The sequence below is a fragment of the Acidovorax sp. GW101-11A03 genome, from assembly GCF_059424825.1.
The window spans coordinates 1-13,570 of sequence record NZ_JBWKZU010000036.1 but is presented as its reverse complement, the minus strand read 5'-3'; the positions used below and the strand labels follow the sequence as shown (position 1 = coordinate 13,570).

The window sequence follows — 13,570 nt, the reverse complement described above, 5'->3', positions numbered from 1 at the left end:
AACGCAAGGTCTTTGACACCACAGCCCTTGGCTCAGGGCGTGGCCTGTCGGCCGCCAGATCCGCGTTGGTGCACCACTGAGCCGCACCTCTTTTCATCGCCACAACAAACCACCCGCAGGAGACACAGGATGATGTACACACGCCGCCACTTCATGAACCAAATGGGCAGCGCAGCGGCGCTGGCAGCCCTGTCGCCCCTCGCTGCGCAGGCCCAGGCGCTGGATCAGGTCAAGGTCCTCTACGGATTTCCGGCGGGCAGTGCAGGGGACAGCGTGGCGCGCCGGGTGGGCGAGAAGCTGGCAGGCTCGCCCTACACGCGCAACCCTGCTGTGGTGGAGAACAAGCCCGGCGCAGGTGGACGCATTGCGCTGGAGTCGCTCAAGGGGGCTCCTGCGGACGGCTCTGTGCTTACGCTCTCGCCGTTCTCGTGTACATCGATCTATCCCCACATCTACAGCAAGCTGAGCTACGACCCCGTGAAGGACTTCGTGCCGGTGTCGATTGCTGCGGTGATGCACCATGGTCTGGCTGTGGGGCCGCTGGTGCCAGCGTCGGTCAAAACGGTGAGGGACTTCCTGGCCTGGGCCAAGGCCAACCCGGTGCTGGCCAACTACGGCTCGCCCGCAGCAGGCTCCACGCCGCACTTCATTGGCGCTCTGCTGGGGCTGAACAACGGGGTGGAACTCAAGCATGTGCCTTACCGGGGCTCCATCCCGGGCGTCACGGATGTGGTGGGTGGGCAGATCGCCTCCATGGTCACGCCCAGCGGCGATTTCATCCCCAACCACAAGGCCGGCAAACTGCGGCTGATTGCGACTTCGGGCCAGGCGCGCTCCCCGTTCTCACCCGAGGTGCCCACGTTTGCCGAGCAGGGCTTTCCAGAGCTCACGACCGAGGAATGGTTTGGCTTCTACGCCCCGGCCCGCACGCCCGCTGCCGTGGTGGCGGCCGCCAACGCGGCCATCAACGCTGCCATCAAGGAAAAGGCCGTCATCGACAGCCTGGCCGTGGTGGGGCTGATCGCCAAGGGTTCCACCCCCGGCGAGATGCAGGCATCGCAGCAAGCCGAGTTCGAGCGCTGGGGCCCGCTTGTCAAGAAGGTCGGCTTCACGGCTGAGTCTTGATCGCACGAGGAACCCATCGCATGGACCTGACTGTGAAGCGCGTGGCCGTGGTGGCCACCGGTGTCATCGGCGCGAGCTGGGCTGCGTACTTCTTGGCGCGTGGTCTGGACGTGGATGCCTGGGACCCGTCGCCAGGCGCGCAGGAGCGCCTGCGTGCGGCTGTGGCCGCGCACTGGGAGGCTTTGTCGCGCCAGGGGCTGGCGGACGGAGCCCACCTGGATCGCCTGCGTTGGCATGACCGGCTGGAGGACGCGCTGGCGCAGGCCGACTTTGTGCAGGAGAACGGGCCGGAGCGGCTGGACGCCAAGGTGGAGCTGTTTCGCCGCATGGATGCGGCAGCGCCTGCCCACGCGATCCTGGCATCCAGCACCTCGGGCCTGGCCATCAGCGACATCCAGCAAGCCTGCGCGCGGCCTGAGCGGGTGGTGCTGGGCCACCCGTTCAACCCGCCGCACCTGATTCCGCTGGTGGAGGTAGGCGGGGGCCAGCAAACGGAGCCCGAGGCTGTGGTGCAGGCGATGGCGTTCTACGCCCACATTGGCAAGCGCCCCATCCATGTGCGGCGCGAGATCAAGGGGCACATTGCCAACCGCCTCCAGGCCGCGCTCTGGCGCGAAGCCTTTCACCTCGTGAACGAGGGCGTAGCCACCGTCAGCGACATCGACACCGCCATCGCCCAGGGCCCCGGCCTGCGGTGGGCGCTGATGGGGCCGTTCATGAATCTGCACCTGTCGGGCGGCGAGGGCGGCATTGCGCACCTGCTGGCCCACCTGGGCGGGCCCATCGAGGACTGGTGGCGCGACCTGGGGGCCCCGTCCATGGATGCGGCCCTGCAACACCAGGTGGTCGATGGGGTGGCGCAGGCGTTGGGCACGCGGCAAGCCACTGAGCTGGCCCGCGCGCGCGATGCGCTGCTGATCGACCTGCTGCGCGCCAAGCAATCGTCGGGTGCGCTGGACTGATGCGCCCTGCACACAGAAAAAATCCTGCGAGACAACACCATGCACCCTGCATTCCTTGACGACGAAGATCAGATCGCGCCGCCGCGCACGCTGCGCCGGTCCCTGGACGATGGCGCGTTCACGCTGCGCTCCCCCGAGGCCCTGCGCCCCTATGCCCGCTGCGTGGGCGAATGGCTGGAACGCTGGGCGCAGGAGACGCCCGACACGCTGGCCCTGGCCGAGCGCGATGCGGGCGGCGAGCAATGGCGTGGCCTGAGCTACGCACAACTGCGCCGCGAAGTGGGTGCGGTGGCCCAGTCGCTGCTGGACCTGAAGCTGCCCGCCGGGCGCCCCATTGCCATCCTGTCCGACAACGCGGTGGACCATGCGGTGCTCATGCTGGCGGCCATGCATGTGGGCATCACACCCTGCTCCATGTCCAGCGCCTACGCGCGCTCCCAGGACCCTAGCCGCCTGCACAGCATGCTGGCGGTGCTGGAGCCCAGCCTGGTCTACGCCTCCGATGCGCAGGTCTACGCGTCAGCGCTGGCCGGTTACGGCGGTGAGGTGGTGAAGGTCTTCAGCCGCCATGCCGACCGCTGTGCAGGCGCGCTGGCGTTTGAGCAGCTGCAGCGCGGGCAGGAGACACCTGCCGTGCGCGAGGCGTTTGAAGCGCTGGACGCCGATGGCCATGCCAAGTACCTGCTGACTTCCGGCTCCACCGGGCGGCCCAAGGTGGTCATCAACACCCACCGCATGCTGTGTGCCAACCAGCAGATGATGGCCCAGACCTGGCGCTTTCTGGCCCACGAAAAGCCGGTGCTGGTCGATTGGCTGCCCTGGAGCCATACCTTCGGTGGCAATCACAACCTGAACATGGTGCTGTGCCACGGTGGCACGCTCTACATTGACGAAGGCCGACCGGTGCCGGGGCTCATCGACAAAACCGTGCGCAACCTGCGCGACGTGCAGCCCACCATGCTCTTCAATGTGCCCCGGGGTTTCGACATGCTGCTGCCGTTTCTGGAGGCCGATGACGCCCTGGCCGCGCAGGTGCTGGCGCGTGTGCGTCTGGCCTTTTATGCGGCGGCCGCACTGGCCCCCTCCACCTGGCAGCGGCTGGAGGCGCTGGCCCACCGGGTGCGTCCGGCACGGCCCCTGTGGCTGACTACCTCGTGGGGTGCCACCGAAACCGCACCCGCCGTGACCACCGCCCACTGGCGCCTGGAGGGTGCGGGCTGCATTGGCGCGCCGCTGCCAGGGCTGGAACTCAAGCTGGTGCCCAACGGCGGCAAGCTGGAGATGCGGGTCAAAGGTGTTTCGGTGTTTGCGGGCTACCGCAACGCGCCCAGCGAAACTGCCGCTGCTTTCGACAGCGAGGGCTTCTACCGCATTGGCGACGCAGGCTATCTGGCCGACGCCGACCGGCCCGAGCGGGGCGTGGTGTTCAACGGGCGCGTGGCCGAAGATTTCAAGCTGTCCAGCGGCAGCTGGGTGTCGGTGGGCACATTGCGGGTGGAGCTGGTGTCGCAGCTTGCGCCGCTGGTGCAGGACATCGTGCTCACGGGCCACAACCGCGACGAGGTGGGGATGCTGGTGTTCCCATCGGCAGCAGGTGTGGCCGATACGGGCAGGCTGGAAGCGGCCTTGCGCGCGCTGATGCATGCGCGGCGCAATGCGGGCGCGGGGTCTTCACAATGCCCCACACGGGCGCTGGTGATGCGGGAGCCGCCCGATGCTGACGCGGGGGAAATCACCGACAAGGGCTATATCAACCAGGGGGCTGTGTTGTCACGCCGCGCAGCAGCGGTGGCTGCGCTCTACGCCGAACCCGCTGCTGCGGGTGTGATCACCGGCTGACTGTCCGGGGAGAGGGGCGGGGGGGGCGGGGGGCGTGCATGGGGCAGGGCCCATGCACGCAGGCCGGTACGGCCTGCAAGAACCAAAGGCCTGATCAGGCCGTTGCGTCCTTGAGCTTCTTCAGCGCGCGGGTCTTGATCTTGACCGATGCGGGCTTGGCGGGGAACCAGCGCTCTTCACCGGTGAAGGGGTCCTTGCCGAAGCGCTTCTTCTTGGCAGGCACTTGCTGCAGGCCGATCTTCAGCACGCCGGGCAGCGTGAATTCGCCAGAGCCCTTCTTGTGCACCGAGCCCAGGATGGCGGCTTCGAGGGCTGCCAGCACAGCCTTGGCGGCCTTGGGTTCCACGCCCGATTGCTCGGCCAGATGGGCCACCAGCGTGGTCTTGTTGAAAGCCGTCTTGATGGGCTTGAGCGCTGCGGGGGCCGCTGCTGCAGGCTTGGCAGCGGGGGCTGCGGCCTTCTTGGCGGGAGCAGCCTTTTTGGCTGCGGGTGCTGCGGCCTTGACGGCGGCTTTCTTTGCGGGTGCTGGAGCTTTCTTTGCAGTTGCCATGATTGTTTCTTCGTTGGTTTGGATTGCGATCAGCCCTCTCCGATTTGTCGAGAGCCTGCGTGATTTTAGGTGCGAGAACGCCCAGACCGATAGAGGGCATGTCCTGCCGGTGTCTGAGGCTTCTGCATGGCCCTGTGCCGTGGGGCATGGTGTGGGCCGCACTGGGGGGTTGGGGGGCAGTGCCGAGGTGTGTTGAACGCACACAAGCAGATGCCTCGGAGCGCCTGGTGGGTCGGGCCACAGCAGTCCACGGCCGCCCGGGAAAGGTCTCCCCGACCAGCCTTCATACAATCCTGGCAGGCCGCAGCGCGCAGGGGCGGCCTTTCCTGCGCTGCCTGGTGCAGTTTTCCTTTTCTGGTGTGGTGCCCGCAAAGCGCTTGTTTGTTCATGCAACTCAGTCGAATGCTCCACCTGCTGGGGGCCCTGGTTCTGGTGGCCACGATGGTGCTGGTGGGGCGCCTGGCCACCACCGAATGGCAATCGGTGCACAAGGCGTCGGAAAGCCTGCGCTTGCTGGAGCAGCTGCGACGCGGGCTGGTGGCGGTGGAGATGGTGTCGCGCGAACGTGGGCCCACCAATGGCGCGCTGGGCGATGCTTTGCCCATGGCGCAGCCGCGCGTCCAGGCGTTGCAGGAGGCGCGGGCGCGCACTGACCAGGCGTTCGAGGCCCTGCGGCAGGCCGTGGCGGCCGCACCCCGTTCCACCGCCGACGGCATCCACTTGGTGCAGAGTCTGCAGACCGCGCGCAGTGCGCTGGTACAGGCCCGCGCAGATGTGGACCAGGTGCTGGCGCTGCCGCAAGCGCAGCGCTCGGCCGAGGCCATCCGCGACGCTGTGCAGGGCATGGTGGCCGTGGTGCCCCTGCTGTCGCCGGTGACCAACCCACTGGCCAGTGCCGCCCAGCACGCCTACCCCGCACTGGGCGACGATGTGCAGGGCGCGCGCCTGGCCGCAGCGCTGCGCGAATACGCAGGCCTGCTGGGTTCCCATTTCACAGCGGCCTTGGTCAAGGCGCAGCCGTTTTCTGCGGCCGAGCGCCGAGCCATTGACGAGACGCGGGGGCGCATTGCGCAGTTGCGCACGCTGGTAGAGCTGCGGCTGCAGCTGCCGGATGAGGCCCAAGCGGTGTCGCAGGCGTGGAGCACGGTGGAGGCGAGGTACTTTGGTGTGGCGCAGGAGCTGCTGGGCCAGGTGCTGGCGCAGGGCGATGGGGAGGGCCACTACGGCCTGTCGGCCGCCGAGTTCGCGGCCCTGTATGTGCCCGAGATGAACCCCATCCTGGCGCTGCGCGATGCGCTGCTGGCCCAGGCCCGCGACCGCGCGCAGCAGGAACACCGGCGCGCGCTGCGGGTGCTGGTCTGGGCGCTGGCGGGCTCCGGGGCGCTGCTGCTGGTGCTGGGCGGCGCGCTGTATGTGATCCAGCACCGCGTGCTGCAGCCCTTGGCCAAGACCACGCGGGCCCTGAAAGCGCTGGCCAACAACGACCTGCAGGCGCCTTTGCCCGTCCCCCTGGCCGACGACGAGATGTCGGCGGTCATCGGTGCGGTGCGCGCGCTGCAGGGCCAGACCCGCCGGCGCCAGGACCTGGAGCGCGAGCGCGACCTGCTCATCGAGCAGCTCAGGGAGCAGTCCGAAACCGACTACCTCACGGGCCTGCCCAACCGCCGTGCCTTCATCACCCAGGCGCGCACCGCCCTGGCGCAAGCCACGCGCTACGGCGTTGACATGGCTGTGCTGGTGCTGGATGTGGACTGGTTCAAGCAGCTCAACGACAGCCTGGGCCACGCCGCGGGCGACAAGGCGCTGCTGGCGGTGGCCGATGTGGTGCGCGCCGAACTGCGCGAGGGCGATCTGGCGGCGCGTTTTGGGGGCGAGGAGTTTGTGCTGCTGCTCAGCCACTGCAACCGGGAGCAGGGCCTGCAGTTTGCCAATCGCCTGCGTGAGAAGGTGGCCGCAGCGCAGGTGATGGGCACGGCCGACCCCGAGGTGCGCGTGACGGTGAGCCTGGGGATTGCGGACTCGGCCCACGGGGGCTGGGGGCTGGATGCCCTGTTGTCCGCCGCCGATGCGGCGATGTACCAGGCCAAGAATGCGGGGCGCAACCGGGCCGTGGCAGCTTCAGTGTCGCCAGACTGAGCGCCTTGCCCGGCTTTCTGCCTGGCCCGCTCAGTGGTGGTGGATGGCGGCCTGCTGCCGCTGGCGCCACTGCTGAAAGCGCGAGCGCTGCAGCGCCAGCAGCTCCACCAACCCCCAGGCCAGGGCGCACACCAGCATGCCCCGGCCCACGGCCCAGCGGTAGGCCTCAGTCCTGCGCGGCGGCCGGTGCATCGTCAAAGGCTCCGTCGCACGCCCATTCGTGGGTGCGGGGCAGGTCAAAGCTCAGCCAGCCCCCTTCATCGAACAGCTGATCCAGCAGCCGCTGCAATCCGAGCAATTTCCAGAGCATGGTGCGCCTCTTTCGTAGGGAGGTTGAAGGAAGACCGTGGCGATCTGCAGGGCAAGTTACCGCCGTTGTGTGACGGTTTTGCGTCGGTTCGCATGAACCCAACAGCGGCCCCGCCACGCGCCTGTTTGCCCACCCGGGCGTGCTGGCGGGCGCTATCCTCTTGCGGTGAGTCCTTGCCATCCCTCCTGAAAAACCCCTCTGCACATGCTGCCCGAGCTTCTGGCACTGGAAAAAATCCTGGAGCAGGGCGCGCCCCATCTCGATGTGCAGGTGGTGCGGCAGGTGCAGGTGGCCACCGGCGAGCGGTTTCCGGTCTACGCCATTGGTGTGGGCAACCCGGCGCTGGATGTGCCTGCGGTGGGCTTTTTTGGCGGCGTGCACGGGCTGGAGCGCATCGGGGCCGAGGTGGTCATCGCCTACCTGCAGAACGTGGTCATGCGCCTTCAATGGGACACCACCCTGCACCGGCAGCTGGAGCAGGTGCGCCTGGTCTTCATGCCCATCGTCAACCCGGGCGGCATGTGGTCGGCCACGCGGGCCAACCCGCGCGGGGTGGACCTGATGCGCAACGCCCCGGTGGACGCCGTGGACCGCGTGCCGCTGTGGGTGGGCGGGCAGCGGGTGAGCGCGGGCCTGCCCTGGTACCGGGGGCGCCTGGGCGACCCCATGGAGGCCGAGAGCCAGGCGCTGTGCGAGGTGGCCACGGCCCAGCTGCTGGCGCGCCCCTTCAGCATGGCGCTGGACTGCCACTCGGGCTTTGGCGTGAAGGACCGGCTGTGGTTTCCGTTTGCGCACACGCGCAAACCCATTGCGCACCTGGCCGAGCTGCATGCGCTGCAAGAGATCTTTTTGCAGGCTCACAGCCACCACCAGTACATCATCGAACCGCAAAGCACGCAGTACCTGGCGCATGGCGACCTGTGGGACCACCTGTACCTGCAAGCCTGCCAGACCCTGCCCACACACACCTTCCTGCCGCTCACGCTGGAGATGGGCTCGTGGCTGTGGATCAAGAAGAACCCCCGCCAGCTGTTCTCGCGCAACGGCATCTTCAACCCGCTCATCAACCACCGCCAGCAGCGCGTGCTACGGCGGCACCTGTCGCTGCTCGACTTTCTGGCGCGTGCGGCCTGCAGTCATGCACGCTGGGTGCCCGCGCCCGATCAGCGCGCACAACGCCGCGCCGACGCGCTCGCGGCCTGGTACTGAAACGGAGCGCTGCACCATGCGCCAATGGATCCTGTTGCGCGGTCTGACCCGCGAAACCGCCCACTGGGGCGGGCTGGTGGCCGACCTCCAGCAGGCGCTGCCCGGCGATGCCGTGCTGGCCGTGGACCTGCCCGGCAACGGCTGCTGGCACCACAGGCCCTCGCCCACCACGGTGCAGGGCATGGTGCAGGCCTGCCGCGCCGATCTGGCGGCACGCGGGCTGGTGCCGCCCTACCACCTGTTGGCCATGTCGCTGGGCGCCATGGTGGCGGTGGAATGGGCGCAGGGGGCGCCGGAGGAGATCGCGAGTGGCGTGCTGGTCAACACCAGCCTGCGGCCGTTCAGCCCGTTCTACCACCGGCTGCGCCCGCAGAACTACGGCGCCCTGCTGCGCCTGGTGCTGTTGGCCCGCCCGGCCGAAGCGGTGGAGCAGCAGGTGCTGGCGATGACCAGCAACCTGGCCGCAGCGCGCGCCCCGGTGTTGGCGCACTGGGCCACCGTGCGCAGGCAGCGGCCGGTGTCGGGCCGCAACGCGCTGCGCCAATTGCTGGCCGCCGCGCGCTACCGGGCTCCGGCCACCGCACCGCTGCCCCCCTTGCTGCTGCTGGCCAGCCGCCACGACCAGTTGGTGGCCAGCGCGTGTTCGCAAGCGCTGGCCGCTGCGTGGAACCTGCCGCTGGTGATGCACCCCTTTGCAGGCCACGACCTGCCGCTGGACGACCCGGCCTGGGTGGTGGAGCAGGTGCGGCAGTGGGCAACACATGGGTCGCACCCATCGGGCGGCGCGCCGGTTACGGCTGCTTGAATACCACGGCTTCCAGGGCCATGGCGCGGATGCTTTCTGCCGCGGCATCGGCCTGCGCGCGCGTGTCGTAGGGGCCCACGCGCACACGGATGCGCCGCCCCTTGGCGCCGTCCAGCTCCTGGCGGAAGGCGGGCAGGCCCTCGTTGAGCAGCCGCGCCTGGGCCTTGCGCGCATTGGCCTCTTCGGCAAACAGGCCCACGTTGATGTAGTAGCCCGCCGCCGTGCCTACGGTGGGCAGCGGTTTGTCGGCAGCGGCAGCGGCTGGTGCCGACGCAGGTGCCTTGGGCTTGGTGGCGGCACTGGCGCGGCTGGCGGCGGCCTCGCGCCGGGGGGCGGGCGTGCTGGCGGCCGAGGCTGTCGGGCTGGTGGTGGCCGATGCGCGGGTGGATGCTGCAGGTGTGGCCGTCTTGGCTGGTGCCGGTGCCGACGCGGCCGCCTTGCTGGCAGGGGCTGAAGCAGGCCGTGCTGACGGGGCGGGCTCGGCCGGTGGCGGGAGCACCGTGGCGGGCGGCACGTTGGGGGTCGAGGCTTTGGGGGCTGCAGATGCCTTGACTGCTGCGGCTGCCGGTGCCGGGGGCGATGCGGGTGCGGGTGCGGGTGCGGGTGCGAGGCGCGACTCTGCCACAGGGGCTGGTTCGGGGGCTGCTTCTGGCATGGGGGCTGTCGTGGATGCAGCTTGGCCCGTGGCCTTGGCCGGTGAAGCTGGTGTGGTGGTCGAAGCTGCCGTGGCCGCTGCGGTGGCCTGGGCCACGGTCACTGCGGGCTCCAGCGCCAGGGGTTTGGTGTCTGAAGGCGACCAGACCAGGTAAGCGATCAATGCGGCCACGCCCAGCACCACGTTGGCCAGCACCACCATCTGCAGGCGCTTGCGCGAGCTGGCCTGCTTCTCCAGCAGCGCGCAGGCCTCGGGCACAGTGCGCGATGCGGCCAGCGCGCGGGCGATGCGCTTGCGGATGTCGGCATACAAAATGGCATTGCCATACAGCCCCGGCACCGCAAAGGCCAGCACCGCAAACGCGCCCAGCACGCCCAGCTCCACGCCCGGTGGCCAGTTCAGAAAAGACCTGCCAATGCCAAACACGATCAGCGCCAGCCCCTCGGCCGCCGCCACATACACCAGGGCGGCGCCCCAGAGCTGGCGGAACACCATCCAGTTCAGCGTGGCCAGGCAGGCGGCCCAGTTCCAGGTAGTGGTCGTGCGGCCGGTGCTGTCAAAGCGTTCGAAGACGGCCAGGTAGTAGTCGGTGTTGACGGGCCCCAGCGCCAGGCGGGACAGCGCGGTCATGGCGTTGTCGGACGGGGAATCGAGCGACATGGCCGGAATGATGGAGGCGACAGGGTCCGTGTGGTCGAGCATGGGCCGATTCTGTCACGCACCGCCGCGCACGCCACCGGTGTGGGGTGCAAGTCGCTCCGCTGTTGCGGCCCCGCCGCACAGGGGCCCCGCCGCCGCGCGCCGACCGCGCCCGCCGCCCGGCAGGTGCGGTGGGCGTGTGGCCGGGGTTTCTATCCTGTTTCAGCGCCGGAATATTGGAAAAATAGGCCGCTTCCGCGCATCCAGTATCGATTGTTTGCTATCAAAAATATAGTATTGAAGCCACGCGCACGGCCCCGCTCAGCCGCCCCGCACCATGGCCATGACCTTGGCCGCGTCCAGCGTGGCGGCCTTCTGCTGGATCTGCGGCAGGTACTGCGACTGCATCTGCTTGGCGGGCCCCAGCAGGTTCTGGAAGGTATCGCGCAGCATGGCCGTGCTCATCACGCGGCCCCCGGCGTAGTAGCGCTTGGCCACCTGGCCCAGTGCATAGGTGGTGGCAAACGAAAACGCCATGCCCGTGGCCGCACTGCCCAGCCCGCCAATCGTCCGGCCCGCCGCCTTGCCCAGCAGGCCGCCCAGCAGCTTGCGGCCAAACTGCTCCAGGTATTGGGACGTCATGCCCACCCCGGCAGCGGCGATGAACTCCTTGATATGGCCCTGGTCCAGCTCCACCCCATGCGCCTTGCCAATGCCGTACACCATCTTCACCTGCAGCGGAATGATGGCCATGGACGCCCAGGACTGGGGCAGCAGCTCCAGCGCGCCGTTGAGCAGCGCGTAGTTGAGGATGGACTTGTCCAGCTCGGCATCGGCCGGGCCGGGGGGCGTTGTCGTGGCCTGGGTGGCTGCAGGGGTTGGTGCCGCAGCGGCGTAGGCCGCAGCGCCCGCCGCCCCCCAGGGCGTGGCCGAGGGGGCGGATTTTTCCACCACATCCACCAGCGCATCGGCATCGTGCTCAAACGCCGCCGTCTGCTGCGCACCCAGCTGCAGCGCGGCCTTCAGCGCGGCCAGAAACTGCGCCTCCGCCGCTGTCTGCCGCCCATCCACATCACACACGCACACGGCCATCTCGTAAGCCAGCTGGCGGTGGGCCGGGTCGCTCAGCGCAGCGGCAGCGGCCTGCACGCTGGTGCGCTTGAGCAGCACATCCTGGTAGATGCGCGGCAGGTCGGCCATGCCACTGTCGCCCGCCAGCGACTGGGCGATGCGGCGGATCTCCTCGCGCTCGGCATCGTCCTTGGTGCCGTCTGCAAAAGCGGCTAGCAAGGCAATGGTGAGAATCGATTTTTGCTGTTCGGAGTTCATGCGGTGTGGGCCTGGGGGCCGGTGGAAAGAAGCGGTTCCGCAGGCGGCGCGATGGCCGTTGTGTGCTGCGGGGCGGATGTTTTGGTCAGATGCAGTCTAGGCCGCAGGCTTTCAACGCCACAGCGTGTGGGGAATTGCAGGAATCTGGTAACCCGCTGTATCGCGCCTGCGCCGGGGGGCGCAGCCGATGCGGGTTTCTCCTTGCGTAGTTGATCGACTGTGCGGCGCTGCCGGGTTTGCATACAGTGGTTGCCTCATTGCAACAAGGAGACACGGCATGCGGCTGGCGGCGACAGGGATGGGGGCGGGCAACTTTGCCCCGATGGGGGACACACGATGAACATCGCCCACCTGCTGCGCCGCAGCGCTCAGCTCTATCCCGACCAGCCCGCCGTGCTGCACGGCGACCAGCTTCTGTTTACCTACCAGGCGCTCGGCGCCCGCACCGCCGCACTGGCCGCCTGCCTGCGCGAGCGCCACGGCGTGCTGCCCGGCGACCGCGTGGCGATCTACGCCGCCAATGCGCCGGGGTATCTGGAGGCGCTGCACGCTGTTCTGTGGGCGGGCGCCGTGTCCGTGCCCGTCAACTACAAGCTGCATGCCAAGGAGCTGGCCTATGTGCTGGCCGACTCGGGCGCACGCGTGGTGCTGGTGTCTGAGGCCTTGTTGGCCGCCGCACACGAGGCCGGTGCCGACCCCGCCCACACGCTGGTGCTGGGCTCCGAGGCCTACCAGGCCGCCGTGTCGCACGCCCCCATGCCCGTGTGCGACCGCGCGCCGGACGACCTAGCCTCGCTGTTCTACACCTCGGGCACCACCGGCCGCCCCAAGGGTGTGATGCAGACCCACCGCAACCTGCTGGCCATGACGGCCTGCTACTTCACCGATGTGGACGACGTGCTGCCTGGCGACGCCATGGTCTACGCCGCGCCCATGTCGCACGGCGCGGGCCTGTACAACTACGCCCAGGTGCTGCGCGGCGGCCGGCATGTGGTGCCGCGGTCGGGCGGGTTCGAGCCTGCCGAGTTGGTGCAGTTGGCGGCCTGCGTGGGCCAGCTCACCCTGTTTGCCGCGCCCACCATGGTGCACCGCCTGGTGGACCATGTGCGTGCCACGGGCGCCGATGCGAGCGGCTTCAAGACCATCGTCTACGGCGGTGGCCCCATGTACGCCGACGACCTGCGCAACGCCCTGGCCGTGATGGGCAACCGCTTTGTACAAATCTACGGCCAGGGCGAAAGCCCCATGACCATCACCGCCCTGCAGCGCGCCCAGCTGGCCGACCGCAACCACCCCCGCTGGGCCGAGCGCATGGTATCTGTCGGTGTGGCGCAGTCGCTGGTGGAAGTGCGTGTGGTCGATGCCACAGGCCAGCCCCTGCCCCCGGGCGAAACCGGCGAGGTGGTGGTGCGCGGCGATACCGTGATGCCCGGCTACTGGAACAACCCCGAAGCCACGGCGCAGACGCTGCGCGATGGCTGGCTCTACACCGGTGACATGGGTGCGCTGGATGCCGATGGTTTTCTCACGCTCAAGGACCGGTCCAAGGACGTGATCATCTCCGGCGGCTCCAACATCTACCCGCGCGAGGTGGAAGAGGTGCTGCTGCTCCACCCCCAGGTGCGCGAGGTCGCCGTGGTGGGCCAGCGCGATGCGGAGTGGGGCGAGGTTGTGGTGGCCTACCTGGTCGCGGGGGAGGGCGGGGCGGTGGCCGATGTGGTGCTGGATGCCCTGTGCACGGATCACATTGCGCGGTTCAAGCGGCCTAAGGAATACTGGTGGGTGGATGCGCTGCCGAAGAACAGTTATGGGAAGGTGTTGAAGACGGAGCTGCGGGGGATGGGGGCTAACGTCTAGCACTAGAGTCGCTTGAAGGCTGAAGGCTGGAAATCACCCATTCGCTGGATGAGCTAGCGCTCATCTACTAGGCTCGCCGGGCCTGTCCGAGTTTCCGTGTGTGAGGCTCACTGAGCCTTCACCGATTTGGCGAAGGTGAATGAGTATCTTACGT

At 68.4% G+C, this 13,570-nt stretch carries 12 protein-coding genes; 7 read left to right on the top strand and 5 right to left on the bottom strand.

Going from position 1 to position 13,570, the window contains the following annotated elements; all coding sequences use genetic code 11:
* Positions 1 to 132 precede the first annotated feature (132 nt).
* Genes AC07Z7_RS15580 through AC07Z7_RS15570 form a run of 3 tightly spaced genes read left to right on the top strand, consistent with a single transcriptional unit; the run spans position 133 to position 3,926 of the window.
* Entirely contained in the window at positions 133 to 1,125 is a 993-nt protein-coding gene (locus tag AC07Z7_RS15580; protein ID WP_494766831.1) for a Bug family tripartite tricarboxylate transporter substrate binding protein, read from the top strand.
* A gap of 20 nt (positions 1,126 to 1,145) precedes the next feature.
* On the top strand, positions 1,146 to 2,087 hold the full coding sequence (locus AC07Z7_RS15575; RefSeq protein WP_494766797.1) for a 3-hydroxyacyl-CoA dehydrogenase NAD-binding domain-containing protein: 942 nt from the start codon (positions 1,146 to 1,148) through the stop codon (positions 2,085 to 2,087).
* Positions 2,088 to 2,126: 39 nt separating this feature from the next.
* Complete coding sequence (locus AC07Z7_RS15570; protein WP_494766796.1) at positions 2,127 to 3,926, top strand: feruloyl-CoA synthase; 1,800 nt, start codon at positions 2,127 to 2,129, stop codon at positions 3,924 to 3,926.
* Positions 3,927 to 4,020: 94 nt separating this feature from the next.
* On the opposite strand, the gene AC07Z7_RS15565 is transcribed toward AC07Z7_RS15570, so the two are convergent.
* On the bottom strand, positions 4,021 to 4,476 hold the full coding sequence (locus AC07Z7_RS15565; protein WP_094291543.1) for an HU family DNA-binding protein: 456 nt from the start codon (positions 4,474 to 4,476) through the stop codon (positions 4,021 to 4,023).
* Positions 4,477 to 4,863: 387 nt separating this feature from the next.
* On the opposite strand from AC07Z7_RS15565, the gene AC07Z7_RS15560 reads away from it, so the two are divergent.
* Positions 4,864 to 6,612: a diguanylate cyclase gene (locus AC07Z7_RS15560; protein WP_494766795.1), complete on the top strand. Its 1,749-nt coding sequence runs from the start codon at positions 4,864 to 4,866 to the stop codon at positions 6,610 to 6,612.
* Positions 6,613 to 6,642: 30 nt separating this feature from the next.
* Here AC07Z7_RS15560 and AC07Z7_RS15555 read toward each other — a convergent pair whose 3' ends face one another.
* Together AC07Z7_RS15555 and AC07Z7_RS15550 are read right to left on the bottom strand one after the other, a co-directional pair.
* Entirely contained in the window at positions 6,643 to 6,804 is a 162-nt protein-coding gene (locus AC07Z7_RS15555) for a hypothetical protein (RefSeq protein ID WP_291470747.1), read from the bottom strand.
* Complete coding sequence (locus AC07Z7_RS15550; protein WP_165773957.1) at positions 6,779 to 6,922, bottom strand: hypothetical protein; 144 nt, start codon at positions 6,920 to 6,922, stop codon at positions 6,779 to 6,781. Before AC07Z7_RS15550 ends, AC07Z7_RS15555 begins: the two co-directional genes overlap by 26 nt.
* A gap of 204 nt (positions 6,923 to 7,126) precedes the next feature.
* On the opposite strand from AC07Z7_RS15550, the gene AC07Z7_RS15545 reads away from it, so the two are divergent.
* Positions 7,127 to 8,131, top strand: a complete 1,005-nt coding sequence (locus AC07Z7_RS15545) for a M14 family zinc carboxypeptidase (RefSeq protein ID WP_440112940.1) — start codon at positions 7,127 to 7,129, stop codon at positions 8,129 to 8,131.
* Positions 8,132 to 8,147: 16 nt separating this feature from the next.
* Entirely contained in the window at positions 8,148 to 8,936 is a 789-nt protein-coding gene (locus tag AC07Z7_RS15540) for an alpha/beta fold hydrolase (RefSeq protein WP_440112936.1), read from the top strand.
* Here AC07Z7_RS15540 and AC07Z7_RS15535 read toward each other — a convergent pair.
* Entirely contained in the window at positions 8,923 to 10,293 is a 1,371-nt protein-coding gene (locus tag AC07Z7_RS15535; protein WP_494766794.1) for an SPOR domain-containing protein, read from the bottom strand. The genes AC07Z7_RS15540 and AC07Z7_RS15535 overlap by 14 nt on opposite strands.
* 258 nt (positions 10,294 to 10,551) lie before the next feature.
* A complete protein-coding gene (locus AC07Z7_RS15530) occupies positions 10,552 to 11,637 on the bottom strand; it encodes a DUF533 domain-containing protein (RefSeq protein ID WP_494766830.1) in 1,086 nt (361 codons plus the stop codon).
* A 258-nt stretch (positions 11,638 to 11,895) separates the two neighbouring features.
* Here AC07Z7_RS15530 and AC07Z7_RS15525 point away from each other — a divergent pair, with 258 nt between their 5' ends.
* On the top strand, positions 11,896 to 13,416 hold the full coding sequence (locus AC07Z7_RS15525) for an AMP-binding protein (RefSeq protein ID WP_494766793.1): 1,521 nt from the start codon (positions 11,896 to 11,898) through the stop codon (positions 13,414 to 13,416).
* The last annotated feature ends 154 nt before the right edge of the window (positions 13,417 to 13,570 follow it).